Annotated in this window: 22 protein-coding genes; 10 read left to right on the top strand and 12 right to left on the bottom strand. The window is 71.8% G+C overall.

All coding sequences use genetic code 11. From position 1 onward, the window contains the following. Nucleotides 1-42 precede the first annotated feature (42 nt). Nucleotides 43-519, bottom strand: coding sequence for a gamma-glutamylcyclotransferase (locus tag ACWF62_RS17275; RefSeq protein WP_378506873.1), 477 nt, complete (start codon nt 517-519; stop codon nt 43-45). Between the two features lie 161 nt (nt 520-680). On the opposite strand from ACWF62_RS17275, the gene ACWF62_RS17280 reads away from it, so the two are divergent. Beyond that, nucleotides 681-2084, top strand: a complete 1404-nt coding sequence (locus ACWF62_RS17280) for an NAD(P)H-quinone dehydrogenase (RefSeq protein WP_378506874.1) — start codon at nt 681-683, stop codon at nt 2082-2084. A 188-nt stretch (nt 2085-2272) separates the two neighbouring features. Next, entirely contained in the window at nt 2273-3412 is a 1140-nt protein-coding gene (locus ACWF62_RS17285; protein ID WP_378507039.1) for an aminotransferase-like domain-containing protein, read from the top strand. Between the two features lie 79 nt (nt 3413-3491). Here ACWF62_RS17285 and glpK read toward each other — a convergent pair whose 3' ends face one another. Then, a complete protein-coding gene (gene glpK / locus ACWF62_RS17290) occupies nt 3492-4943 on the bottom strand; it encodes a glycerol kinase GlpK (protein WP_452630738.1) in 1452 nt (483 codons plus the stop codon). 95 nt (nt 4944-5038) lie between these two features. On the opposite strand from glpK, the gene ACWF62_RS17295 reads away from it, so the two are divergent. Next, a complete protein-coding gene (locus ACWF62_RS17295) occupies nt 5039-6805 on the top strand; it encodes a glycerol-3-phosphate dehydrogenase/oxidase (protein ID WP_378570031.1) in 1767 nt (588 codons plus the stop codon). A gap of 3 nt (nt 6806-6808) precedes the next feature. On the opposite strand, the gene ACWF62_RS17300 is transcribed toward ACWF62_RS17295, so the two are convergent. Next, nucleotides 6809-7303, bottom strand: coding sequence for a hypothetical protein (locus ACWF62_RS17300; protein WP_378506876.1), 495 nt, complete (start codon nt 7301-7303; stop codon nt 6809-6811). Nucleotides 7304-7331: 28 nt separating this feature from the next. Further along, nucleotides 7332-7964, bottom strand: a complete 633-nt coding sequence (locus tag ACWF62_RS17305) for a TetR/AcrR family transcriptional regulator (RefSeq protein WP_452630728.1) — start codon at nt 7962-7964, stop codon at nt 7332-7334. A gap of 90 nt (nt 7965-8054) precedes the next feature. Here ACWF62_RS17305 and ACWF62_RS17310 point away from each other — a divergent pair, with 90 nt between their 5' ends. Then, nucleotides 8055-8822 carry an SDR family NAD(P)-dependent oxidoreductase gene (locus ACWF62_RS17310; RefSeq protein WP_378506878.1) on the top strand — a complete coding sequence of 256 codons (768 nt, stop codon included), beginning with the start codon at nt 8055-8057 and terminating at the stop codon, nt 8820-8822. A 29-nt stretch (nt 8823-8851) separates the two neighbouring features. Here the strand turns inward: ACWF62_RS17310 and ACWF62_RS17315 are convergent, their stop codons facing one another. Beyond that, nucleotides 8852-9502, bottom strand: coding sequence for a hypothetical protein (locus ACWF62_RS17315; RefSeq protein WP_452630729.1), 651 nt, complete (start codon nt 9500-9502; stop codon nt 8852-8854). Between the two features lie 112 nt (nt 9503-9614). Here ACWF62_RS17315 and ACWF62_RS17320 point away from each other — a divergent pair, with 112 nt between their 5' ends. Continuing rightward, nucleotides 9615-10055 carry an iron chaperone gene (locus ACWF62_RS17320; RefSeq protein ID WP_378570033.1) on the top strand — a complete coding sequence of 147 codons (441 nt, stop codon included), beginning with the start codon at nt 9615-9617 and terminating at the stop codon, nt 10053-10055. 74 nt (nt 10056-10129) lie between these two features. On the opposite strand, the gene ACWF62_RS17325 is transcribed toward ACWF62_RS17320, so the two are convergent. Then, complete coding sequence (locus ACWF62_RS17325) at nt 10130-14779, bottom strand: ATP-dependent helicase (protein ID WP_452630730.1); 4650 nt, start codon at nt 14777-14779, stop codon at nt 10130-10132. A 63-nt stretch (nt 14780-14842) separates the two neighbouring features. Continuing rightward, the gene (locus tag ACWF62_RS17330) at nt 14843-15634 is read right to left on the bottom strand and encodes a VOC family protein (RefSeq protein WP_378506882.1); all 792 of its coding nucleotides are present in this window, start codon (nt 15632-15634) and stop codon (nt 14843-14845) included. A 196-nt stretch (nt 15635-15830) separates the two neighbouring features. Between ACWF62_RS17330 and ACWF62_RS17335 the strand changes: the two genes are divergently transcribed. Beyond that, nucleotides 15831-16661, top strand: a complete 831-nt coding sequence (locus ACWF62_RS17335; RefSeq protein WP_378506883.1) for an alpha/beta fold hydrolase — start codon at nt 15831-15833, stop codon at nt 16659-16661. 62 nt (nt 16662-16723) lie between these two features. Here the strand turns inward: ACWF62_RS17335 and amaB are convergent, their stop codons facing one another. Next, nucleotides 16724-18241 carry an L-piperidine-6-carboxylate dehydrogenase gene (gene amaB, locus ACWF62_RS17340; RefSeq protein ID WP_452630732.1) on the bottom strand — a complete coding sequence of 506 codons (1518 nt, stop codon included), beginning with the start codon at nt 18239-18241 and terminating at the stop codon, nt 16724-16726. 75 nt (nt 18242-18316) lie between these two features. Between amaB and ACWF62_RS17345 the strand changes: the two genes are divergently transcribed. The 4 genes from ACWF62_RS17345 to ACWF62_RS17360 all read left to right on the top strand — a co-directional run bounded on the left by ACWF62_RS17345 (nt 18317) and on the right by ACWF62_RS17360 (nt 21391). Next, nucleotides 18317-18754 carry an Lrp/AsnC family transcriptional regulator gene (locus ACWF62_RS17345; RefSeq protein ID WP_452630733.1) on the top strand — a complete coding sequence of 146 codons (438 nt, stop codon included), beginning with the start codon at nt 18317-18319 and terminating at the stop codon, nt 18752-18754. Between the two features lie 66 nt (nt 18755-18820). Continuing rightward, nucleotides 18821-20152 carry an L-lysine 6-transaminase gene (gene lat / locus ACWF62_RS17350; protein WP_378506886.1) on the top strand — a complete coding sequence of 444 codons (1332 nt, stop codon included), beginning with the start codon at nt 18821-18823 and terminating at the stop codon, nt 20150-20152. A gap of 142 nt (nt 20153-20294) precedes the next feature. Next, a complete protein-coding gene (locus tag ACWF62_RS17355) occupies nt 20295-20552 on the top strand; it encodes a hypothetical protein (protein WP_452630734.1) in 258 nt (85 codons plus the stop codon). A 26-nt stretch (nt 20553-20578) separates the two neighbouring features. Continuing rightward, nucleotides 20579-21391, top strand: coding sequence for a tyrosine-protein phosphatase (locus ACWF62_RS17360; RefSeq protein ID WP_378506888.1), 813 nt, complete (start codon nt 20579-20581; stop codon nt 21389-21391). A gap of 19 nt (nt 21392-21410) precedes the next feature. On the opposite strand, the gene ACWF62_RS17365 is transcribed toward ACWF62_RS17360, so the two are convergent. The 4 genes from ACWF62_RS17365 to ACWF62_RS17380 form a co-directional block, all read right to left on the bottom strand. Next, nucleotides 21411-22109, bottom strand: coding sequence for an NAD-dependent deacylase (locus ACWF62_RS17365; RefSeq protein ID WP_378506889.1), 699 nt, complete (start codon nt 22107-22109; stop codon nt 21411-21413). A 38-nt stretch (nt 22110-22147) separates the two neighbouring features. Next, nucleotides 22148-22489, bottom strand: coding sequence for a hypothetical protein (locus ACWF62_RS17370; protein ID WP_378506890.1), 342 nt, complete (start codon nt 22487-22489; stop codon nt 22148-22150). Further along, the gene (locus ACWF62_RS17375) at nt 22489-22902 is read right to left on the bottom strand and encodes a DUF1707 SHOCT-like domain-containing protein (RefSeq protein ID WP_452630735.1); all 414 of its coding nucleotides are present in this window, start codon (nt 22900-22902) and stop codon (nt 22489-22491) included. The genes ACWF62_RS17370 and ACWF62_RS17375 overlap by 1 nt, the downstream gene beginning before the upstream one ends. 81 nt (nt 22903-22983) lie before the next feature. Further along, the coding region (locus tag ACWF62_RS17380; RefSeq protein ID WP_452630739.1) for an acetyl-CoA carboxylase biotin carboxyl carrier protein subunit at nt 22984-23100 on the bottom strand (117 nt) is incomplete at its 5' end.

Consider the following 23100-nt stretch of genomic DNA (forward strand, 5'->3'; position numbering starts at 1 on the left):
TTGTCCGGCCAGGTGCATCCGAGAGGGATTAGGAGACACGCCCTAGCCCCCGTAGCCGGGGGTGCCCGGGCCGACGTTGCGGCTGTTGCGGGTCCGCAGTTCGCGGACGTACTCGGCGGGGGCGCCCGCGATCTCCGCCGCGTCGGCCATCACGCCGAGGTAGCGGGCGGACGGCAGGCCGCCCTCGTAGGCGTCGAGCACGTACAGCCAGGCGAGCGCCGACTCGCCGGTATCCGTGTCGACGCGGAGCCGGATCTTGCGGTGCATGCCGAACTCGGATCCCTCCCAGCGGTCCAGGCTTGCCTCGTCCTCGTCCGGCACGTCGTAGAGCACGACGAACACCCGCGAGTCGGGGTCCTCAACCACCGTCGCGAGCGCACCCTCCCAGCCGATGTCGCCGCCGCTGAACGTCAGCCGCCAGCCGTTCAGCCAGCCGGTACCCGCCATCGGCGAATGCGGGCAGCGCTGGAGCATCTGCTCCGGGTGCATGTTGGATCCGTACGCGGCGTAAATCGGCACGCGGAAAGCGTAGACCGTGCGCGAACCGACCTCGAACCGTACACAGCACAATCGGCCCCGTTCGGCGCATCGGCGGCTCGTCGGCGTGCGCGTGCACGGTCCGGTGGAATAGCGTGGATGCACCGAGAACTGTGCACACGCTGCCGAAACATGGAGGACGCATGACCCGGATCGTGATCATTGGCGGCGGGCCCGCCGGCTACGAGGCGGCCCTGGTCGCGGCGCAGCACGGGGCGACGGTCGCCCTGGTCGATTCGGACGGCGTCGGCGGCGCGTGCGTGCTGTGGGACTGCGTTCCGTCGAAGACGTTCATCGCGTCCACCGGCGTCCGGACCGACATGCGTCGCGCCACCGACCTGGGGATCGCCCTCGACCCGTCGCAGGCGACGATCGCGCTTCCACAGATCCATGCCAGGGTGAAGAGCCTTGCGCAGGCGCAGTCCGCGGACATTCGGGACAAGCTGCGGACCGCGGGCGTGGAACTGCTCGCGGGCACCGCCGAACTGATCGACCCGGTGATCGGCATGGCCACACACCACGTCCAGGCGACCCTCGCCGACGGCGACGAGCGCGTGCTCGAGGCGGACGTCGTGCTGATCGCGACCGGTGCGTCGCCGCGGGTGCTGGCCGGCGCCGAGCCGGACGGTGACCGGATCCTGAACTGGCGTCAGCTCTACGACCTCGAGGCCCTGCCGGAGCATCTCGTCGTCGTCGGCTCCGGTGTCACCGGCGCCGAGTTCGTCTCGGCCTACACCGAGATGGGTGTGCGGGTGACGATGGTCTCGAGCCGGGACCGGGTGCTGCCGCACGAGGACGCGGACGCCGCGATGGTCCTCGAGGAGGCGCTGTCCGAACGCGGTGTCACCCTGGTCAAGCACGCGCGGGCGGACGCCGTCGAGCGCACCGGGGACGGCATCGTCGTGCGACTGTCCGACGGTCGCGCGGTCACCGGCAGCCACGCCCTGATGACGGTGGGCTCCACCCCGAACACCTCCGGTCTCGGCCTGGAGAAGGTCGGCATCGAACTCGACCGAGGCGGCTACCTGCGGGTGGATCGGGTCTCCCGCACCCGAGTCTCCGGCATCTACGCGGCCGGTGACTGCACCGGCCTGCTGCCGCTGGCGTCGGTGGCGGCGATGCAGGGCCGGATCGCGATGTACCACGCGCTCGGTGAGGGCGTGAGCCCGATCAAGCTCAAGACGGTCGCGTCGGCGGTGTTCACCAGGCCCGAGATCGCCAACGTCGGTGTCAGCCAGGCCTCGATCGACAACGGTGAGGTGCCCGCGCGCACGGTGATGCTGCCGCTGAACACCAACCCGCGGGCCAAGATGTCCAGCCTGCGACGAGGTTTCGTGAAGATCTTCTGCCGCCCCGCGACCGGCGTGGTGATCGGTGGTGTGGTGGTCGCGCCGACCGCCTCCGAGCTGATCCTGCCGATCGCGATCGCCGTGCAGAACAACCTGTCGGTGAACGATCTCGCGCAGACGTTCTCGGTGTATCCGTCGCTGTCCGGGTCGATCACCGAGGCCGCGCGGCAGCTGATGCGGCACGACGATCTGGACTGATCTGTCCGACATGTGGGATCAATGGTTCACATGTCGAACGCGGTGATGCAATAGTGGAAGGCGGCCGGCACCCCCGGCCGCCTTCCGTGCCTCCCGCCCGTGGATCCGCCGGCGACAGGTCTCTTCACGCCTTGTCCCCGCTTGCCGATTCCCCGGAGGATCCCGTGTCCCCAGTCCTCGCGCGCAGCATGGCCGCACTCCGTTCGTCCGCCATTCGTGACCTCCTCGCGGTGACCGCCCGCCCCGAGGTCATCGGCCTCGCAGGCGGCCTTCCCGACCCGAATCTCGTTCCACTCCAGAGAATTCGAGATGCCACCATGCGAGCGCTCGCGACGGCCGACGCGCTGCAGTACACCGAGACCGCGGGACTGCTCGCGCTGCGCGAGGTGATCGCACACCGTGAGTCGGCGCACCGTCCCTGCCGGGTGGACGTGGCCGACGTCGCCGTCACCCACGGCTCCCAGCAGGGGCTGAGCCTGCTCGCTCAGGTGCTCATCGATCCCGGCGCAACCGTCGTCGTCGAGGAACCTGCGTACCCCGGCGCCCTGCAGGTGCTGCGGGCGGCCCAGGCGCGGATCGTGACCGTTCCCCTGGACGAGGACGGCATGCGCGTCGATCTACTGGCCGACCTGCTCGAATCGGGGGAGCGGCCGGTGTTCGTGCACACCGTCAGTACCTTCCACAACCCGCGTGGGGTGACGCTGTCCGCGCCGCGTCGACAGGAGCTCGTGGCACTTTCCGAGCGATTCGGGTTCCACGTCGTCGAGGACGACCCGTACGGAGAGCTGTACTACACCGGTCGGCCACCGGAACCCGTTGCCGCGCTGTCGGATCGGGTGATTCGGCTGTTCAGCGTGTCGAAGATCCTCGCGCCTGCCCTTCGCGTGGGGTGGATGGTCGCCCCGCGCGAGATCCGTGCCGCAGTCGAACTCGTCAAGCAGGGCGCGGACCTGTGCGATTCCCGACTGACCCAGCAGGTGGTCGCAGAACTGCTCGCTGACGGGCCGTGGCTCGACGACCACCTCGCCTGCCTGCGGGCCGATTACGGTCGGCGCGCCGACACGCTGGGTGCTGCGGTCCGGCGCGAGTTCGGCGGCGCCGCGACACTGTCCCCGATCGGCGGCGGAATGTTCGGCTGGCTCGAATTCCACGACGGCACCGACACCGACGCCCTGCTCACGGCGGCACTCGATCGCGGAGTCGCCTTCGTCCCGGGCTCCGCCTTCGCCGTCGGGGCCGGGGATAGTGCGCGCCTGTGCTTCACGACGAACACCGCCGACCGACTGGAGGAGGCAGTCGCCCGGCTCGCGGCTGCCCATGCCTGCTGAGCGGCCTCTGCCCGGTTCCCTGACGTCACATTCGGACACTTGGCGATACCCGATGTGACATCAGGGAGCGGACCCTGGGTCAGTCGACCCAGTCGTAGGTGCGCTCGACGGCCTTGTTCCACCCCGCGTACAACCGGTCCCGCTGCTCGGCGGGCATGGTCGGGGTCCAGGTGCGGCCGATCTCCCAGTTTGCCCGGATGTCCGCCTCCGAACTCCAGAACCCGACGGCAAGACCGGCGGCGTAGGCGGCGCCGAGCGCGGTGGTCTCGTTGACGATCGGCCGGATCACCGGGACGTCGAGGATGTCCGCCTGGAACTGCATCAGCGTCTCGTTGAGCACCATGCCGCCGTCGACCTTCAGTGACGTGAGGGCGACGCCGGAGTCGGCTTCCGCGGCCTCGATCACCTCGCGGGTCTGAAAGGCGGTGGCCTCCAATGCGGCCCGAGCCAGGTGCCCCTTGTTCACGAATCGGGTTAGGCCGACGATGGCGCCGCGCGCGTCGGCACGCCAGCGTGGCGCGAATAGCCCGGAGAAGGCGGGCACGATGTAGGCGCCGCCGTTGTCCGGGACCGTGGCCGCCAGCGCCTCCACCTCGGTCGCCGAGCCGATGATGCCGAGGTTGTCCCGCAGCCACTGCACCAGCGACCCGGTGACCGCCACCGAACCCTCCAGCGCGTACACCGGCGGGGCGTCGCCGATCCGGTAGCACAGTGTCGTCAGCAGTCCGTGTCCGCTGTGCACCGGCGTCGTTCCGGTGTTGAGCAGCAGGAAGTTTCCGGTGCCGTAGGTGTTCTTCGCCTCGCCCGGGCTCAGGCACGCCTGCCCGAAGGTGGCGGCCTGCTGGTCGCCGAGGATGCCGGCGATCGGGACGCCTGCCAGGGTGCCGCGCTCCCGGCAGGTGCCGTACGACGCCGAGGAACTGCGGATCTGCGGCAGCATCGACATCGGGATCCGCAGGTCGGCGCAGATCTGTTCGTCCCAGTCGAGTGTCGTCAGGTCCATCAACATGGTCCGGGACGCGTTGGTGACGTCGGTCGCGTGCACCCCGCCGTCCGGTCCGCCGGTCAGGTTCCACAGGATCCAGCTGTCCATCGTGCCGAAGCACAGCTCGCCCGCCTCGGCGCTGGCCCGCACCCCGTCCACGTTGTCGAGGATCCAGCGCAGCTTCGGACCCGAGAAGTACGTCGACAGCGGCAGTCCGGTGACCTTCCGGTACCGGTCCGGGCCCATCCCGGCGGCGAGTCGCTCGCACAACTCGTCGGTCCGGGTGTCCTGCCACACGATCGCGTTGTGCACCGGCACGCCGGTGGCGCGGTCCCACACGACGGTGGTCTCGCGCTGGTTGGTGATGCCGACCGCGGCGATGTCGTCGCGGGTGAGGTCCTTCTTCGCGAGCGCGGCGGCGACAACCTCCCTGGTGCTGCGCCAGATCTCGGCGGCGTCGTGCTCGACCCAGCCGGCCCGCGGGAAGATCTGGCGGTGTTCCTGCTGCGCGGAGGTGACAACACGGCCGCCGTGATCGAAGATCATGCAGCGACTCGACGTGGTGCCCTGGTCGATGGCGGCGACATACACGCCTCGAAGCTACTAGCCTGGACGCTGATCCGCCGACATAAGGAGCTCGCATGGGCACGGTGCCGGAACACGATCTGCCGGGACGAGGGGGTCCGCACGCGACCGCATCGCTCGGACCCGAGCAGCGGGCGCGGGCCTGGGAGGACCTGCAGGCCGACCAGTTCGACGTGGTGGTCGTCGGTGGCGGCGTCGTCGGGGCGGGCGCGGCGCTCGACGCGGCGACCCGCGGGCTGAAGGTCGCGCTCGTCGAGGCCAGGGACTACGCGTCCGGCACGTCGTCCCGGTCGTCGAAGATGTTCCACGGCGGTCTGCGGTATCTTGAACAGCTCGAATTTGGTTTGGTCCGTGAGGCGTTGCGGGAACGCGAACTGTCGCTGACGACGCTGGCGCCGCACCTGGTGAAACCACTCGAGTTTCTGTTCCCGCTGATGCACCGGATCTGGGAGCGCCCGTACATGGCGGCCGGGATTTTCCTGTACGACCAGATGGGGGGCGCCAAGTCGGTTCCCCCGCAGAAGCATTTCACCCGGTCGGGGGCGTTGCGTCGCGCACCGGGCCTGAGGCGGAACTCCCTCGTCGGCGGCATCCGCTACTACGACACCGTCGTCGACGACGCCCGGCACACGATGACGGTCGCCCGCACGGCAGCGCACTACGGCGCGGTGGTGCGCACCTCAACTCAGGTGGTCGGGTTCCTGCGCGAGGCCGATCGGGTTTCCGGTGTGCGGGTGCGGGATTCGGAGGATGGCAGGACCGCGGAGGTGCGCGGTCACGTCGTGATCAACGCGGCCGGGGTGTGGACCGACGAGATCCAGGCCCTGTCGAATCAGCGCGGCAGGTTCCGGGTGCGCGCCAGCAAGGGCGTGCACATCGTGGTGCCGCGGGACCGGATCGTCAGCGAGGCGGCGATCATCCTGCGCACCGAGAAGTCCGTGCTGTTCGTCATCCCGTGGGGCGGGCACTGGATCATCGGCACCACCGACACCGACTGGAACCTTGACCTCGCGCACCCGGCGGCGACGAAGGCCGACATCGACTACATCCTCGGGCACGTCAACAAGGTGCTGGTCACCCCGCTCACCCACGACGACATCGACGGGGTCTACGCGGGCCTGCGCCCCCTGCTCGCCGGCGAGTCGGACGAGACGTCGAAGCTGTCGCGGGAGCATGCGGTGGCGCGGGTGGCGCCGGGGATGGTCGCGATCGCCGGCGGCAAGTACACCACCTATCGGGTGATGGCCGAGGACGCCGTCGACCTGGCCGCCGAGGACGTTCCGGCGCGGGTCGCCCCGTCGATCACCGAGAAGGTGCCGCTGCTCGGCGCCGACGGCTACTTCGCGCTCGCCAACCAGACCGTGCAGGTGGGGCAGGTCTACGGGCTGCACCCGTACCGGGTCAAGCACCTCCTCGACCGGTACGGCTCGCTGATCCATGAGGTGCTCGAACTGGGTTCGCGCACACCGGAACTGCTGCAGCCCATCACCGACGCCCCGGATTATCTCCAGGTCGAGGCGGTGTACGCGGCCAGCCGCGAGGGGGCGCTGCACCTGGAGGACATCCTCGCCCGCCGCATGCGGATCTCGATCGAGTACCCGCACCGCGGCGTCAACTGCGCGGAGCAGGTGGCGGAGCTGGTGGCGCCGGTGCTGGGGTGGGATCGGGCGGCGATCGATCGGGAGGTCGCGACCTATCGGGCACGGGTGGAGGCGGAGATCGCGTCGCAGCGGCAACCGGACGACGAGTCCGCGGACGCGTTGCGGGCCGCTGCGCCGGAGGCGCGCGCGGAGATCCTGGAGCCGGTGCCGATCGCGCGGTGACCGTCAGTGCGTGAGGATCAGCTTGATCGCGACGACCCCGACGGCGAGGACGCCGAGCACGAGCGAGGCGAGCAGGGTGTTGCGGGTGGGGCGTTCGCCGCGCAGCCGGGTGATCACGTAGGTGATGCCGGTGATGCGGGTGACGACCCAGATCTCGGCGAGCAGCAGTGCCGTGCCCAGTTCGAGCCAGCCGAGCCCACCCATGCCGACCACCACGGCGGGGATCACCCCGGACGTGAGTACCGGGACGGAGTCCCGCAACTCCTGGATCCGCTCGACCGGGGTCAGGGAGCGGCCCATCCGGGTGCTGCGGCCGACGGACTCGGCGAACGCGTGCGCGACGAACGTGGACAGCGAGGTGCCGATGACCACCAGACCCGCGTGCGTGACCGTCGTGTTGTTCAACGGGATCAGGGCGGTCAGGACCAGGATGTTCCCGTAGACGTACGCGCTGATGCGGCTGGCGTAGTCCTCGACGGGCAGCGGCGGGCGCGGCATGCCGTCCACTGTCCCACGGGCACCGCGGTCAGCCGGTGAGGCCCGCGGTGAGGGTACGGATGCAGCGGGCGGCGATGTCCGCGGGCGTCCCGGCATCCCCCGGCCCGTCCCCGGTGCCCGCCCAGGTCTGCAGCGCCAGCCGCATCGCGGTGTTGCCCGCGACCGCGGTCAGGCGCACCTCGAGCGGATCGGCGTCCGGGCCCATCAGGTCGCCGAGGATCCGCACCAGGGATTCCTCGGTGTTGTGCACGACCCGGAACCACACCGATTCGAGGGCCGCGTCCCCGGGAACCGCGCGCAGCAGGTCCCGGCCGAGGCGCAGCGAGTCCAGCTCGCCGGGGTCGGCGCGGGTCAGGGCGCGGCGCGCGGTGTCCTCGAGGGCGCGGGCGGCCGGGGTGCCGGCCGGGGTCGCGGCGAGATCGGCCAGCCAGCCGGCGACGCCGATGGTCAGCAGCGGGGTCACCGCCTCCTCCTTGGTGCGGAAGTACCGGTAGAACGTCCGCAGCCCGATCCCGGCCGCGCTGGCGATGTCCTCGGCGGTGACGCCGCTCGTGCCGCGCCGGGCGAACAGTTCGGCGGCGCGCCGCGCGATCTCGAACTGGGTCTGCGCCTTGCGGCGCTCGGTCAGGGGGCGAGGGGCTGGTGTGGTCGGGTCCGCCATGCACCCATGATGGCACGATGTGCCATTTCGGCGTAGCGTGCAGGGACCGTGTCGGACGGCGATGCGGGTGAACGCGAAGGAGTGCAGCTGATGAATCGCTTCGAGGGTCGCAGGGTGCTCGTCACCGGGGCCGGATCGGGCATCGGGCAGGCGACGGTGGCCCGCATCCTCGCCGAGGGTGGCGTGGTTGCCGCGGCGGACGTGTCCGCGGACGGTCTCGAGGTCACCCGGCAGCGCGCCGAGGACGCGGGCGCCGGGGACCGGCTGAGCACCGTCGTCGTCGATATCTCCGACGAGACGTCGGTGCGCGACAACGTCGGCGGCGCGATCGAGCGGCTCGGCGGCCTGCAGGTCCTCATCAACGCGGCAGGCATCCTGCGCTCCGCGCACACCGCCGAGATGTCGCTCGACTTCTGGAACACGATGATCGGCGTCAACCTCACCGGCACCTTCCTGGTGACGCGGCAGGCGCTGCCCGCGCTGCTCGACAACGGTCAGGGCGTGGTGGTGAACTTCAGCTCCACCTCGGCGCACTTCGCGCACCCGTACATGGCCGCCTACGCCGCGACCAAGGGCGGCATCCGCTCGTTCACCCACGCGATCGCGCTCGAATACGCCAAGCAGGGCCTGCGGGCGGTCGCCGTCGAGCCCGGCTCGATCGCGTCGGGGATGACGTCCAACCCCGGCTTCCCGGAGCAGGGCGTCGATCCGACCCTGATCGGCAAGCTGTACCCGTGGATCGGGGAGGGCTTCGCGCCGCCGGAGGACGTCGCGGGGGTGATCGCGATGCTGGCCTCCGACGACGGGCGCTTCGTCACCGGCACCGAGATCCGCATCGACGGCGGCACCCACATGTGACGGCCCGCGCTGCGGTGTCGGACCCCGGCTCAGGGGAACAGGAGCGTCTCGAGCCGGGGGTCGGCGTGCACCGCCTCGAGCCGGGACCGGTCCGCGGCGGCGACGAGGGTGTGCTCGTCGTCGATCCCCGTTGCCGCGCACCAGCTCCGGTCCCGGGGCCACCAGAAGTTCGGGGTGCGCGAGCGCACCACGCGCCCGCCCGGAACCCGGGTCGCCGCGATCACCTGGTACTCGAGGCCGTCCGGTTCCCGCACCCGCGCGCAGCCCCCGATCTCCTCGTCCAGGAAGCCCGCCCAGCCCGCCCACATCAGCCCCGACCCGGCGTCCGGGAAGTGCTCGTAGAGGGCGGGGACGAGCTCGACCGGAACCGACCCCATCTCCGGTCGGTCGTCGAAGACGCCGTCCACCACCGCGTTCGGGCCGTCGACCGCCGCGACCTGCATGAAGGTGGCGCCGGGCGACAGGGTGGTGCCGCACGCGGCGGCGATGGCGGCCCAGCTCACCGGGGTCGGCTCGGCGCCGCCGTCGAGGTAGGCCGGATGCAGGATCTGCAGCAGGGGCCCGAAGCGGTCCGCCAGCCACCCGCCGCCAGCAAGGGCGTCGGGATAGCGGTACGGGAACACCCATTCCGCCGCCGACGGGTCGGGGTCGCCGATCCACCCGATCGCGGTGTCCGTCATGGACTCAGCATGACGGATCAGGGTGTCCCGGGGTCGGTCAGGATTCGAGAAGCGGGCCGCCCCCGGCGACCGTAGGGTCGGATCGAGCGACCGAACCGAGCGAGGAGACGACATGGCACAGAACGGAAGCGGGTTCTCCGCCGAGGAGCGCGCGGCGATGAAGGAGGCCGCCGCCGAGCGGCGGGCGCAGGCCAAGGCCGACAAGTCCGCGGCGAAGCGGGAACTGAACCTGCAGGGGGTGCTCGACGCGATCGCCGCGATGGAGGACGCCGATCGTGTGCTCGCCGAACGGTTCCACGCGATCGTCACCGAGACCGCACCGGACCTCGAACCCAAGACCTGGTACGGCATGCCCGCCTACGGCAGGGACGGCACCGCGCTGTGCTTCTTCCAGGCCGCGAGCAAGTTCAAGGCCAGGTACGCGACGATCGGGTTCCAGGACACCGCGCGGCTCGACGACGGCGAGTTCTGGCCGACCTCCTTCGCGGTCGTCTCGTTCACCGACGAGGTCGCCGCCCGGGTCAAGGACCTGGTCGCCCGCGCCGTCGAGTGACCCGTCGGCTGGCGTCCCGTGTGGCACCCCCACGCCCCGGTGTCCCCGCGTCGGCGGCGTGGGGACACCGGAGGTCACCGGCCCGCGTAGGACGCCCGCTTGCGCAGTCCGCGCGGTGTCGCCGCGAACCCGGCCTCGACGAGGACGGGTGAGAGCGCGCTGCCGTGCACCGACTCGCCGTCGACCCTCTCGATGACGATCTTCTCCACCCCGCCGCGGTCGACGAGGCCCGCGAGTGCGGCCGCGGCCGCGACCAGCACGGTCGGTTCGTCGGTGAACGTGAGCAGGGTCTTGCCGCCGCGCTCCACGTACAGCGCGAGGCCGCCGTCGACGAGGACGACCATCGCGCCCGCCTTGCGTCCGGGCCGGTGCCCGCCCTCGGTGGCGGGCCACGACAACGCCGCCCCGTACGGGTTCGCCGGGTCGGTCGCCGCGAGCGTCACCGCGGCGGGCGCCGGACGGGCCGTGCCGGGGGAGTCGGCGTGCCCGCGCAGCCGATCGACGACCTCCGACGTCGAGAACTGCGCCGCGCCGAGACCCTCCACGAAATAGCCGCGGCGGGCGCGGCCACTGTCCTCGAAGCCGCGCAGCACCTTGTACATCATCGCGAACCCACCGGGAACGTCCTCCGCGACCACCGACCCGCGGGTGAGCACCCCGTACCGGTCGAGCAGCAGGTCCGCGCGGGCATGCGCGCGGAGGGTGGCGTCGGGTTCCGGGTCGGGCAGCAGCGCCCACCGCCCGCCGACCGTCGGCGGCCCGGTGCGGGACGGCACCGCGGGCCGGGGCAGCGCACGGTACGCGCGGGTCCGCGGCGCCCGCCGCGGCGTTCGATGGCTGGGCGTCGCCCGCGTCGTCCCCGACAGCAACGCCCGCAGCGGCGCGAACGAGTCGCCTGCCAGGTGCCCTGCCCACACCAGCTCCCACAGCGCAGCGACGAGGCCCGCGTCGTCGGTGGAACCGACGTGATCCGACAGCGTGCGGAAGAAGAACGCGCCACCGGTCGCGAGCGCGTCGAGGATGCCGCGGTGCAGGTCGGTGAGGTCGATGTCCTGCGGCGGCGGCAGCGTCAACGGCGCGACGTCGGCGAGATGCAGGCGGATCCAGCCGTCGCTGCCGGAAATCTGCCCGGCGCCTGACCACAGCACCTCCCCGGTCGTGGTCAGCTCGTCCAGCATCGCGGGCCGATAGTCGCGGACCCGGGACGGGAACACCAACGATTCCCAGGCCGACGCCGGAATCGGCACCCCGGCCAGCTGGTCGACGACCGCCGCGACCCCGTCGACGCCGCGCAGCCCGCCGCCGACGTGCTGCCACTCGGGCAGGAAGCGGCCCAGCGCCGCGGGTTCCACCGGTTCGACGTCGCGGCGGGCGGCGGCCAGCGAGCGCCGCCGGACCCGGCGCAGCACCTCCGCGTCGCACCATTCCGAACCCGTTGCCGCCGGCCGGAATTCGCCCTCGACCACCCGCTTCTCCTGCGCGAGTCGGAGCAGGACGTCGCGGACCACCGCGGCGCCGAGGCCGAATCGGGCGGCGGCCTCGGTGACGGTGAACGGCCCGTGCGTGCGGGCATAGCGGCCGATCAGGTCGCCGAGCGGGTCGTCGACCGCCTCGATGAACGCCGCGGGCACACCGATCGGCAGCGGCACCCCGAGCGCGTCCCGCAGCCGGGGCGCATCCTCGACGGCGACCCACCACCGCTGCCTGGCGAACGTCACCCGCATCGCACGCTTGCGGGACTCCAACCCCGCCAACCATTCCCGAGGGTCCGCCACCGTGCGGGCAACGACCTCGGAGTCGGTGAGCGGGCCGAGCAGGCGCAGCAGGTCCGCGACACCCTCCGCGTCGCGGGCGCGGCGGTCCTCGGTGAGCCGCTGCAACTCCCGCTCGGTCCGCTCGATCACCGTCTCGTCGAGCAGTTCACGCAACTCCACCCGGCCGAGCAGCTCCGCGAGCAGTGACTGGTCCAGCGACAGCGCGGCGGCGCGGCGTTCGGCCAGGGGACTGTCACCCTCGTACATGAACGCGCCGACGTAGTCGAACAGCAGGGCCGTCGCGAACGGCGACGGCGACGGCGTCTCCACCTCCACGATCCGGATCCGGCGGCGCCCCACGTCCGTCAACAGCCGCACCAGCGACGGCAAGTCGTACACGTCCTGCAGGCACTCCCGGACCGTTTCGAGGAGGATCGGGAACGTCGGGAACTTGCGTGCCACGTCGAGCAGCTGGGACGCGCGTTGCCGCTGCTGCCACAGCGGCGCCCGCCGCCCCGGGGTGCGGCGCGGCAGCAGCAGGGCGCGGGCCGCGCACTCGCGGAACCGCGACGCGAACAGCGCCGACGATCCGACCTGGTCGGTGACGACATCCTCGATCTCGTCCGCGTCGAAGACGAACAGGTCCGCGCCGGGCGGGTCGTTCTCGGTGTCCGGCAGCCGGACGATGATCCCGTCGTCGGAGGCGGTTGGCGCGGAGTCGATCCCGTACCGCTCCTGCAGGCGGGCGCCGACCGCGAGCGCCCACGGCGCGTGCACCGGCAGGCCGTAGGGGGAGTGCAGCACCAGCCGCCAGTCGCCGAGCTCGTCCCGGAACCGCTCCAGCACCAGCGTCCGGTCGCTCGGAACCTGCCCGGTCGCGGTGGCCTGCTCGTCGACCAGGGCAAGCAGATTGGTCGACGCATTGTCGTCGAGGCCCTGCTCCGCGAACCGCTGCCGCAGCTCCGCCCGGTCACCGAGCGCGGTCTCGCGCAGGAACTCGCCCAGCGCCGCACCGAGTTCCGCGGGCCTGCCCAGCCCGTCGCCGTGCCAGAACGGCAGCCGACCCGGCATCCCGTACGCGGGGGAGACGAGCACCCGGTCGTGGGTGATCTCCTCGATCCGCCAGCTGGTCGCGCCGAGCGCGAAGACATCCCCGACCCGGGACTCGTACACCATCTCCTCGTCGAGCTCGCCGACCCGGGAATGGCCAGGAGCGGAGCCTGCGGAGCGACCAGAGGGCGCAGCGCCGACCATGTAGACGGTGAACAGGCCGCGGTCCGGGATCGCGCCGCCGGAGGTGACGGCGAGGCGCTGCGATCCCGGGCGGCCGGTGAGCACGTCGGCGTCCCGGTCCCACACCAGCCGCGGCCGCAGCTCGGCGAACTCGTCGGACGGGTACCGCCCGGCGAGCAGGTCGAGGGTGGCGTCGAACGCGGAGCGGGGCAGGGTCGCGAAGCTGCCGGTCCGCCGAACCGCGGCGAACCACTCGCCCGCGTCGACCGGGTCCAGCGCGCACACCGCGACGGTGTGCTGGGCGAGAATGTCCAGCGGATTCGCAGGCACCGCAAGGGATTCGATCTTGCCGGTGGTCATCCGCTCCACCGTCACCGCGCAGTGGACCAGGTCGGTTCGGTGCTTGGGGAACAGCACACCGCGGGAGACCTCCCCGACCTGGTGCCCGGCGCGGCCGACGCGTTGCAGTCCGCTCGCCACCGACGGCGGGGCCTCCACCTGGACAACCAGGTCCACCGCTCCCATGTCGATGCCGAGTTCCAGGCTGGAGGTGGCAACCACGCAGCGCAGCCGCCCCGACTTCAGGTCGTCCTCGATCAGCGCGCGCTGGTCCTTGCTGACCGAGCCGTGGTGGGCGCGGGCGAGCAGCGGGTCGGCGCCGTGGATCACCTCCGTCGACGCCCCCAGCTGCGCAGGGGGTGCGTGCACCGACTCGGCCGGGGTGCCGAGCCGCGTGGCGTACACCTCGTTGAGCCGGGCCGTCAGCCGCTCGGCGAGCCGACGGGAATTGGCGAACACGATCGACGAGGAGTGCGCGAGCACCAGGTCGACGATCTGCTCCTCGACGTGCGGCCAGATCGAGCCCTGCCGCGGGGCGGGCGCGGACGACATCGCAGCCGGATCTGCCGCGGCGGTCCCCGGTGCTCCGCTCGGCTCGACGCCCAGTTCGGTCATGTCCTCGACCGGCACCCGCACCGTCAGGTCGAACGTCTTCGGTGCGGGCGGCGCGACGATGCGCACCGGCGCCGACCCGGCAAGAAACCGCGCCACCTCCTGGTGCGGCCGGACCGTCGCGGACAGGCCGATCCGCTGCGCTGGCCGCTCCAGCAGCAGGTCCAGCCGCTCCAACGACAGCGCCAGGTGCGCACCGCGTTTGGTGGCGGCGACGGCGTGCACCTCGTCGACGATCACCGTGTGCACGGTGGTGAGGGTCTCGCGGGCCGCGGAGGTGAGCATCAGGAACAGCGATTCGGGCGTGGTGATCAGGATGTCCGGTGGGGTGCGCAGCATGGCGCGGCGCGCGGCGGGGGTGGTGTCGCCGGAGCGGACCCCGACGCTGACCTCGGGTGGGGCCAGGTCCAGACGCCGCGCGGTTTGGGTGATGCCGACCAGCGGTGCCCGCAGGTTGCGTTCGACGTCCACCGCGAGCGCCTTGAGCGGGGAAATGTAGAGCACCGTCGTGCCGGGGGGCCGGTCCGGATCGGGCGGGCGGGAGGTGAGGCGATCCAGCGCCCACAGGAACGCGGACAGCGTCTTGCCCGAGCCGGTCGGCGCAACGACCAGGGCGTTGGCGCCGTCCGCGATTGCCTCCCACGCCCCGATCTGGGCCGCGGTCGGGGCGGGGAAGGCCCCGGTGAACCACTCCCGGGTGGCGACGGTGAACCGGCCGAGGACGGCGGCGGCGCGGTCGACCCCGCCGTGCCCGGCGTCCCCGCGCGCCTCCCGTTCGGCATCCATGCGTCCATACTGCCCCGCGGCACCGACATGCGGACGGCGGCGCCGAACCGGCGGGGCGCGGTGCTACATTCCGGCAGGCGGGTGCCCGAGGCAGATGGCGGCGCCGAACGGGTCGGTGACGACGGCGAGCGTGCCGTACGGGGTGTCCACGGCGGGCATCCGGACGGCGCCGCCGAGCGACTCGACCTGCGCGACGGTTCCCGCGACGTCGTCGACGGTGATGTACACCTGCCAGAACGATGGCACCTCCGCAGGCTGGATCTGCGCGGCGTCCATGATCCCCGAGTAGGCGGACTCGCCGACGAACACCTGGCTGTACGCCCCCGGTGTGTCCGGTCCCGCTGGCACGACCTCCTCGATCCGCGCACCGATCACCTTCGGGTAGAAGGCGATCGACTTCGCGTAGTCCTTGCTCTGCGACTCGAACCAGTACGGTGTCCCGTGCTCGCCCCACCGCGAGAACCCGGTGTGGTCCGCGGGCTGCCAGAACCCGATCGCGGCCCCGGCCGTGTCGCTCGCCGCGAGCATCGTGCCCTCGGTGCCGATGGCCATCGGCGGGAACAGCACCGACCCGCCCGCGGCCTCGACGGCCCGGGCGGTCGCGTCGGCATCGGCGGTGTGCAGGTACACCGACCACACGTTCGGCGGCCCGCCCGCCTCCTGCATCCACGGGGACAGCCCGGCCACCCGCCGACCGTCTCGCGTGAAGTTCTGGTAGCCGCCGAACTCCTCGCGCGGCGGCCCCTCGACCTCCCAGCCGAAGATCGCGCGATAGAAGTCGGCGGCCCCGGCCGGGTCGCTGCTCATCAGGTCGCACCAGATGGGGGCGCCGATGGGTGCGGAGTACTCGGACATGATCGAACCCTTCCCTCGGATCTCGCCGCGCGGGTGTGCCCGCTCGATACAGGTATGGACCGTCGTGCCGTCCGATTCTCATCGGTTCAGCGTCGGGTCGCCACCGACGCACGGACTCCGGTGCGCAGGCACGGGTCGACATCACGACTGGGTGACGATCCCCGTGTGGGCTCGACGGGTGTCGTACGGTGCGGGAATGCGCACCTCACCGGACCGGTACCGGCGCGTCGGCCACGGCGAGCCGGTGCTGCTGATCCACCCGTTCACGCTTTCGCATCACGTGTGGCGGCGGACGGCGGACCTGCTTGCCGATGACCATGATGTGCTCGCGGTGTCGATGCCGGGGCACTGGGGTGGCGAGCAGATCCGCGCACTGGACGTCAGCATCGAGCACTACGCGGACGGGGTCGAACGGGTCCTCGACGAGGTCGGCTGGGGGGACTGCCACGTCGTCGGCAATTCGCTGGGCGGCTGGGTCGGCTTCGAGCTCGAGCGCCGCGGACGGGCCCGCTCGCTGACCGCGATCGCGCCGGCGGGCGGCTGGTCGGACCTGTCTCCGTCGGAGCTGCGGCTCGGGGCGATCTTCCTCGCGCTCACCCCGATCGCGGCGGTCGGCCGGGTCGTCGGGATGCCCGCCTCCCGGCTCGCGGTGGTCCGGCGCCTGGTGCTGTCCCTGCTCTCCGACGACGCCGCGTCGGTTCCGGAGCGGGAGGTCCGGACGGTGATCCGGGCCGCCACCCGGTGCCGGGTGTTTCTGCCCACCGAGTGGATGGGACTGCGCGACGGCGGGATTCGCGGACTCGACCGGGTGCGGGTGTCGACGCTGCTCGCCCTGTGCGAGCACGACCGGATGCTGCCGATCGAGACGTACGGTCGCCGGTTCCTCGACGAGCTGCCGGACTGGGCGGGCCGGGTGGTGCTTCCCGGGGTCGGGCACGTGCCGATGCTGGAGAACCCCGACCTGGTTGCCGAGACGATCCGCGGTCACGTCGCGGCGACGGCGATGGGCAAGCCGCTCGCCCGGTGAGCGGCTCCGCCGCCTGTGAGTCCTTCCGGTCCCGTGGCGGGCCGAAAGGACTCACGGGTGCGTCAGCGCCCGAACTCGACGCCTTGGGCGAGCGGCAGGTCGGGGGAGTAGTTGACGGTGTTCGTCGCCCGCCGCATGTACGCCTTCCACGAGTCGGACCCGGATTCGCGGCCGCCGCCGGTGTGCTTCTCGCCGCCGAACGCGCCACCGATCTCGGCGCCGGAGGTGCCGATGTTGACGTTCGCGATGCCGCAGTCGGACCCGTCGGCGGCGAGGAAGCGTTCCGCCTCCCGCTGGTCGAGGGTGAAGATCGACGACGACAGTCCCTGCGGGACCGCATTGTGCAGCGCGATCGCCGCGTCGAGGGTGTCGTAGGTCAGCACGTAGAGGATCGGCGCGAACGTCTCCTCGCACACCACCGGGTATTGCTGCGGCATCCGGACCACCGCTGGCGTGACGTACACCCCGTCCCGGTCGAGCCGCGTGCCGCCGCACACCAGCTCGCCGCCCTCGACGTACGTCGCCCGGTAGAGAGCGGATTGCATTGCCTCCCAGGAACGTTCCCGGATCAGGGGGCCGACGAGGGTGTCCGCGTCGAAGGGATCCCCGACCGGGAGCCGGCGATACGCGTCCGCGATCCGGTCGACGACGGTGTCCACGATCGAGGCGTGCACGATCAGCCTGCGCAGCGTGGTGCAGCGCTGCCCCGCGGTGCCCGCCGCCGCGAACACGACCGCCCGGACGGCGAGGTCCAGGTCGGCGGACGGGGCGACGACCGCGGCATTGTTGCCGCCGAGTTCGAGCAGGCAGCGACCGAGCCGCGCCGCGACCCGCAGTCCGACCTGTCGACCCATCCCCACCGACCCGGTCGCGCTGACCAGCGCCACCCGCGGATCGTCGACGAGGAAGTCCCCCACCTGTTCGCCGCCGAGCAGCAGGCCGTGCACGCCCTCGGGGGCGCCGGTGTCGGCGGCCGCCCTGTGCAGCAGGGCATCGCAGGCGAGGGCGGTCAGCGGGGTCAGTTCGGACGGCTTCCACACCACCGGGTCCCCGCACACCAGGGCGATCGCCGCGTTCCACGACCACACCGCGACCGGGAAGTTGAACGCCGAGATCACCCCGACCACCCCGAGCGGATGCCAGGTCTCCATCAGCCGGTGCCCCGGCCGCTCGGACGGCATGGTCCGGCCGTACAGCTGGCGGGAGAGCCCGACCGCGAATTCGCAGACGTCGATCATCTCCTGCACCTCGCCGAGGGCCTCCGACGTGATCTTTCCCGCCTCGAGGGTCACCAGCGTCGCGAGGTCGTGCCGGTGCTCGGCGAGCAGCGCGCCGAGCCTGCGCACCAGCGCGCCGCGTTGCGGTGCCGGGACCGTGCGCCACGACGAGAACGCCACTCGCGCATCGGCGATCGCGGCGTCGACGTCCGCGGCTGTGCTCGCCCGCAGGTCGGCCAGCACCGACCCGTCGATCGGGGTGCAGACGTGCAGGTCCGTGCCGGTGGGCAGGTCGGTGACCCCGCAGGCGCGCAACGCAACGGCGGCGCGGTCACGGGGGGACGGGTGGGTGGTGTCGGACATCTGGTCGGCCTCCCTGGTCGCGGCGGATGAACGTCCTTCTCCTTTCCTACTCCACGAGTGGGCTAGCCTCCCCTCATGGCGGAGCCATTGGACGAGATCGACACGCTGCTTGTGCGTGAACTCGTCGACGACGGGCGCGCGACGCTGGCCACCCTTGCGGGGAAGGCGGGACTGTCGGTGTCCGCGGTCCAGACCCGGGTGCGCCGGCTCGAGACGCGCGGGGTGATCCGCGGGTACGGCGCGCGCGTCGACCCGGCGGCGCTCGGTGAGGAACTGTCCGCGTTCGTCGCGATCACCCCCTTCGATCCGTCGGGTCCCGACGATGCCCCCGCCCGGCTGGCGCACCTGCCCGCGATCCGGTCGTGTCACTCGGTCGCGGGGGACGAGAGCTACATGCTGCTGGTGCGGGTGGAGTCGCCCCGGGCGCTGGAGCGTCTGCTGCAGGAGATCCGGACCACGGCCAACGTCCGCACCCGCAGCACCGTCATCCTGCAGACTTTTTACGACAGGTAGCGGATCGAACAGGAATTGTTACCGGCACTCGCACCAAGACAGGAATTTTCGGCATAGCCTCGGGGTATGAGTGGCGCGATCGATCTGCGGCACGGCGGCGGGCGCATCGAGCCCGGCGAGGTTCTCGGCGTGCTGCGGGAACACATGCTGGTCGACGGGTTCGACCTCGTCCTTGACCCGGTCCGGTCTCGCGGGCGCACGCTGGTCGACCAGCGTGACGGCACCGAATACCTCGATATGTTCGGCTTCTTCGGGTCGAATGCGCTCGGCATGAACCATCCAGCTCTCGTGCTGGACCGCGGGTTCCTCGCCGAACTCACCGAGACCGCGGTGAACAAGCCGAGCAACTCCGACGTCTACACCGTCGCGATGGCACGGTTCGTGCGCACCTTCGCGCGGGTGCTTGGCGACCCCGCGCTGCCGCACCTGTTCTTCGTCGACGGCGGCGCCCTCGCCGTCGAGAACGCGCTCAAGGTCGCGTTTGACTGGAAGAGCAGACACAACGAGGCCGCGGGCCGCGACCCCGCCCTCGGCACCCGGGTGCTGCACCTGCGGCACGCCTTCCACGGCCGCAGTGGATACACGATGTCGCTGACCAACACCGATCCGGTCAAGGTCGCCCGGTTCCCCCGCTTCGACTGGCCCCGCATCGACGCGCCGACCGCGGAGGGCGGCGCGGACGTCGCCGCGGCGGAACGACGGGCGCTGCAGCAGGCGCGCCGCGCATTCGACGAAAACCCGAATGACATCGCCTGTTTCATCGCCGAACCGATCCAGGGCGAGGGCGGCGACCGGCACCTGCGCGCGCAGTTTCTGCAGGCCGTCGCCGACCTGTGCCGTGAGCGCGACGCGCTGTTCGTCCTCGACGAGGTGCAGACCGGTGCGGGCACCACCGGCACCGCGTGGGCATACCAGCAGTTGGGGCTGCGGCCGGACGTGGTCGCGTTCGGGAAGAAGACCCAGGTGTGCGGCATCATGGCGGGCGGCCGCGTCGACGAGGTCCCGGACAACGTTTTCGCCGTCGGCTCCCGGATCAACTCCACCTGGGGCGGCAACCTCACCGACATGGTGCGGGCACGGCGCATCCTGGAGGTGATCGAACGGGACCGGCTGATCGATCGGGCCCGGATGCTCGGGGCGCAGCTGCTCGCCGACCTGACCGCGCTGGCCGGTCGACACGACGGTGTCACCGACCCCCGCGGCCGCGGGCTGCTCGGCGCCGTCACCCTCGACAGCACCGCCCGGCGCGACGCGGTGCTCGCCGCGCTTCGGGAACGCGAGCACGTCCTCGCGCTCGGCACCGGGGAGCGTGGCGTCCGGTTCCGGCCCCCGCTGACGGTCACCGCAACCGAGCTGTCGAACGCCGTCGACGCCCTCGACGCGGTGCTCCGCCGCTGATCCGCCCGGTTTCCGGCGAACGTGTCGGTGGCACCTGTCATTCTGTGCGGCTCCGAGGTGGAGCGGTGGCCCCGGACGGGCGACGCTGTGCGACAGCGTCCTCGCGCGGGACCGCCCCGACCGCATTCTCGAGGACGTCCACGTGAACGAGTTCGACCCCGCCCCGCACCCCGACCCCGCCCCGCACCCCGACCCCGCCCGGCACCGTGACCCGGTCGACCGCATCGACGCCGGCGTCGCCAGGTCCACCTGGGTGATCGGTGTCGCCGCCGCGCTGGTGCTCGGCATCGCGATCGGCGCCGTCATGAACGAGGCGGCCGCCGCGCCAGCCCCGGGCGGGGCCTGTGAACAGCGGTCGGCGTCCGGTGCGGCCACCGCGGGCCCGCGGACGGCGCGGTGATCGGCGCCGTGGTTTACCGTGCAGGCATGAGCATCCCGCGGCCGGTCGGTTCGTCCATCCCCATCGCCTCCGTGCCCAACCTTCGGGACGCGGGCGGATACCGCACCGCCGACGGATCGCTGGTGCGCACCGGCCGGATCTACCGGTCCACCGACCTCGCGGCGGTCGCGGACGCCGACCTCCCGGCCCTGGAGGCGCTGCAGCTCGCCACCGTATTCGACCTGCGCACCCTCGCCGAACGCGAGGTGAAGCCGGATCGGATCCCCGCGGGCGCCAAGGAGGTTCCCCTGGACGTGCTCGCCGACCGGGACGCCTCGCAGGCCCCGGCGATGATGCAGAAGATCCTCGACGACCCGGTGCTCGCGGAGGACCTGCTCGGCGGCGACCAGGCGGGCGGGTACCTGATCGGCAGCTACCGGGACTTCGTGTCGATGCCGTCCGCGGTCGCCGCGTACCGGGCGCTGTACACCGACCTGGCCCGCCGCGACGACACCGCCGTCCTGATCCACTGCACCACCGGCAAGGACCGGACGGGCTGGGCGGTGGCGGCGCTGCTGCTGCTGCTCGGTGTCGACGAGGGGCGGGTATTCGACGAATACCTGTTGACGAACGACCAGCTGCTGCCCGCGCTGGCTCCGGTGTTCGACCGCTTCCGGGACGCGGGCGGCAACCCGGACATCCTGCTGCCGCTGCTCGGGGTGCGCCGGGACTACCTGGAGGCCGCGCTCGACGAGATGCGCACCGGTTTCGGTGACATCGAGGGCTACTTCGTGCGGGGTCTCGGGCTCGGCGCCGACGACATCGCCGCGCTGCGCGGCCGGCTCCTCACCCGGGACTGATCGAGGCGGGCCGCTCGGGTCAGCGACGCTGCTCGAGCACCTCGCGGACCCACGCCGGGACCAGTTCGCCCGCCGTGCCGTGCCGCGCCTCGTGGAACAGGTGGCTGCCCTCGCTCGGGTCGAGGTTCAGCTCGAGCGTGGCGGCGCCGTTGTCCCTGGCGTACCGCACGAATCCGGCGGCGGGGTGGACCGCGCCGGAGGTGCCGATAGACACGAACTGGTCGGCACCCGCGAGCGCGTCGGTGATGCGGTCCATCTCGTAGGGGACCTCCCCGAACCACACCACGTCCGGCCTCAGGTCGGCGACGCCGCAGTGCGGGCACGCGGGCTCGCCGCTGAGGTCGCCGCTCCACGGATCCGCAACGCCGCACGCGCGGCACAGCGCCCGGCGCAGCTCGCCGTGCATGTGGATGACGTTGCGCGAACCGGCCCGCTCGTGCAGGTCGTCGATGTTCTGCGTCACCACCAGCAGGTCCCCGCCGAGGACGTCCTCGAGTTCGGCGAGGGCCCGGTGCGCGCGGTTCGGTTCGACGGTGTGCAACGCCGCGCGGCGGGCGTCGTAGAACCGCTGCACCAGCATCCGGTCCCGCGCGAACGCCTCCGGGGTCGCCACGTCCTCGACCCGGTGGCTTTCCCACAGGCCGTCGGCGTCGCGAAAGGTCGGCACCCCGCTCTCGGCTGAGATGCCCGCGCCGGTGAGGACCACGATCGGGGACACGGGGGACAGGCTACCCGCGCGGGGAGCCTGTCCGACGCTCACCGGTCAGCGACGGTGAGTCCGAGGGCTCCCTCCGCGAACCGTCGGACGGCCGCGGTCGCGGCGGCGAGGGCGGCGTCGTGACCGGGACGCGCCCAGCCGCCGAGCGTGCCGTCCGTGCCGGCCGGGGTCAGACCGACCTCCCCGAGCAGTTCGCCGGTCGTCGGCTCGCACACCGCCCACGAGTAGTGCTCGTCGCCCGCCCACTGCCGGGCGCGGGCGGCGACGTGGTCGGGGTCGGTGATGCCGCCGTCGGCGAGCGCAGGCCGGTCGTCGACCCGCTCGTCGGCCCGCAGCCCCCGCAGATACCAGGATCCGGCGTTGATCTCGATCGGTTCCATCAGTGGTCGTTCCCCTCCACCCCGCGTCGACGCTTGCGTTCCCGATCGGTGCCGAGCAGCAGGATGCCTGCCGCGGGGACGGCAAGGAACCACACCCACGTCCCGGTGACGAAGAACAGCACCAGCGCGATCAGCGGGACCAGTGCGACGATTCGCCCCGCCCAGTCGGGGCGGGGCGACGCGGCGACCGGGCCGGATTCCGCGGCGGCCGGGACGCTCGCCTGCGGCGACAGTGCGGGCAGGTCCGCGAGCAGGCGGTCGAGCTCGCCGCGGGTGGAGGAGACCGCGATCAGCCCGCTGCGCTCGTCGAACTCGGTGACCGTCAGCCTGCCCGCACTGAAGTGCTGGCTGAGCTGGTCGAGCGCCTGCTCGCGTTCGGCGGTCCCGATGCGGATATCCGGTGGTTCGGCCATGCCCCCAGGGTAAGCGGCTGCGCCGCCCGTGAGTCCTTTCGGCCCGCCACGGGACCACAAGGACTCACGGGCGCGGAGCGCCTACTTGAGTTCGGCGAGGACGGTGCCCTGCGTGATCGCCGCACCCGGCTCCACCGCAAGACCGGTCACCACACCCGACTTGTGCGCGGTCACCGGGTTCTCCATCTTCATCGCCTC

The organism is Rhodococcus sp. NPDC054953, from assembly GCF_053609225.1.

Bases quoted from the DNA above. Each gene is read 5' to 3' on its own strand.
- ACWF62_RS17375 (WP_452630735.1), bottom strand. From the start codon at position 22,902: ATGGCCGAACCACCGGATATCCGCATCGGGACCGCCGAACGCGAGCAG.
- ACWF62_RS17280 (WP_378506874.1), top strand. From the start codon at position 681: ATGACCCGGATCGTGATCATTGGCGGCGGGCCCGCCGGCTACGAGGCG.
- ACWF62_RS17295 (WP_378570031.1), top strand. From the start codon at position 5,039: ATGGGCACGGTGCCGGAACACGATCTGCCGGGACGAGGGGGTCCGCAC.
- ACWF62_RS17300 (WP_378506876.1), bottom strand. From the start codon at position 7,303: ATGCCGCGCCCGCCGCTGCCCGTCGAGGACTACGCCAGCCGCATCAGC.
- lat (WP_378506886.1), top strand. From the start codon at position 18,821: ATGAGTGGCGCGATCGATCTGCGGCACGGCGGCGGGCGCATCGAGCCC.
- ACWF62_RS17305 (WP_452630728.1), bottom strand. From the start codon at position 7,964: ATGGCGGACCCGACCACACCAGCCCCTCGCCCCCTGACCGAGCGCCGC.
- ACWF62_RS17310 (WP_378506878.1), top strand. From the start codon at position 8,055: ATGAATCGCTTCGAGGGTCGCAGGGTGCTCGTCACCGGGGCCGGATCG.
- ACWF62_RS17370 (WP_378506890.1), bottom strand. From the start codon at position 22,489: ATGGAACCGATCGAGATCAACGCCGGATCCTGGTATCTGCGGGGGCTG.
- ACWF62_RS17360 (WP_378506888.1), top strand. From the start codon at position 20,579: ATGAGCATCCCGCGGCCGGTCGGTTCGTCCATCCCCATCGCCTCCGTG.
- ACWF62_RS17325 (WP_452630730.1), bottom strand. From the start codon at position 14,779: ATGGATGCCGAACGGGAGGCGCGCGGGGACGCCGGGCACGGCGGGGTC.
- ACWF62_RS17285 (WP_378507039.1), top strand. From the start codon at position 2,273: ATGGCCGCACTCCGTTCGTCCGCCATTCGTGACCTCCTCGCGGTGACC.
- glpK (WP_452630738.1), bottom strand. From the start codon at position 4,943: ATGATCTTCGATCACGGCGGCCGTGTTGTCACCTCCGCGCAGCAGGAA.
- ACWF62_RS17345 (WP_452630733.1), top strand. From the start codon at position 18,317: ATGGCGGAGCCATTGGACGAGATCGACACGCTGCTTGTGCGTGAACTC.
- ACWF62_RS17315 (WP_452630729.1), bottom strand. From the start codon at position 9,502: ATGACGGACACCGCGATCGGGTGGATCGGCGACCCCGACCCGTCGGCG.
- ACWF62_RS17320 (WP_378570033.1), top strand. From the start codon at position 9,615: ATGGCACAGAACGGAAGCGGGTTCTCCGCCGAGGAGCGCGCGGCGATG.
- ACWF62_RS17330 (WP_378506882.1), bottom strand. From the start codon at position 15,634: ATGTCCGAGTACTCCGCACCCATCGGCGCCCCCATCTGGTGCGACCTG.
- amaB (WP_452630732.1), bottom strand. From the start codon at position 18,241: ATGTCCGACACCACCCACCCGTCCCCCCGTGACCGCGCCGCCGTTGCG.
- ACWF62_RS17335 (WP_378506883.1), top strand. From the start codon at position 15,831: ATGCGCACCTCACCGGACCGGTACCGGCGCGTCGGCCACGGCGAGCCG.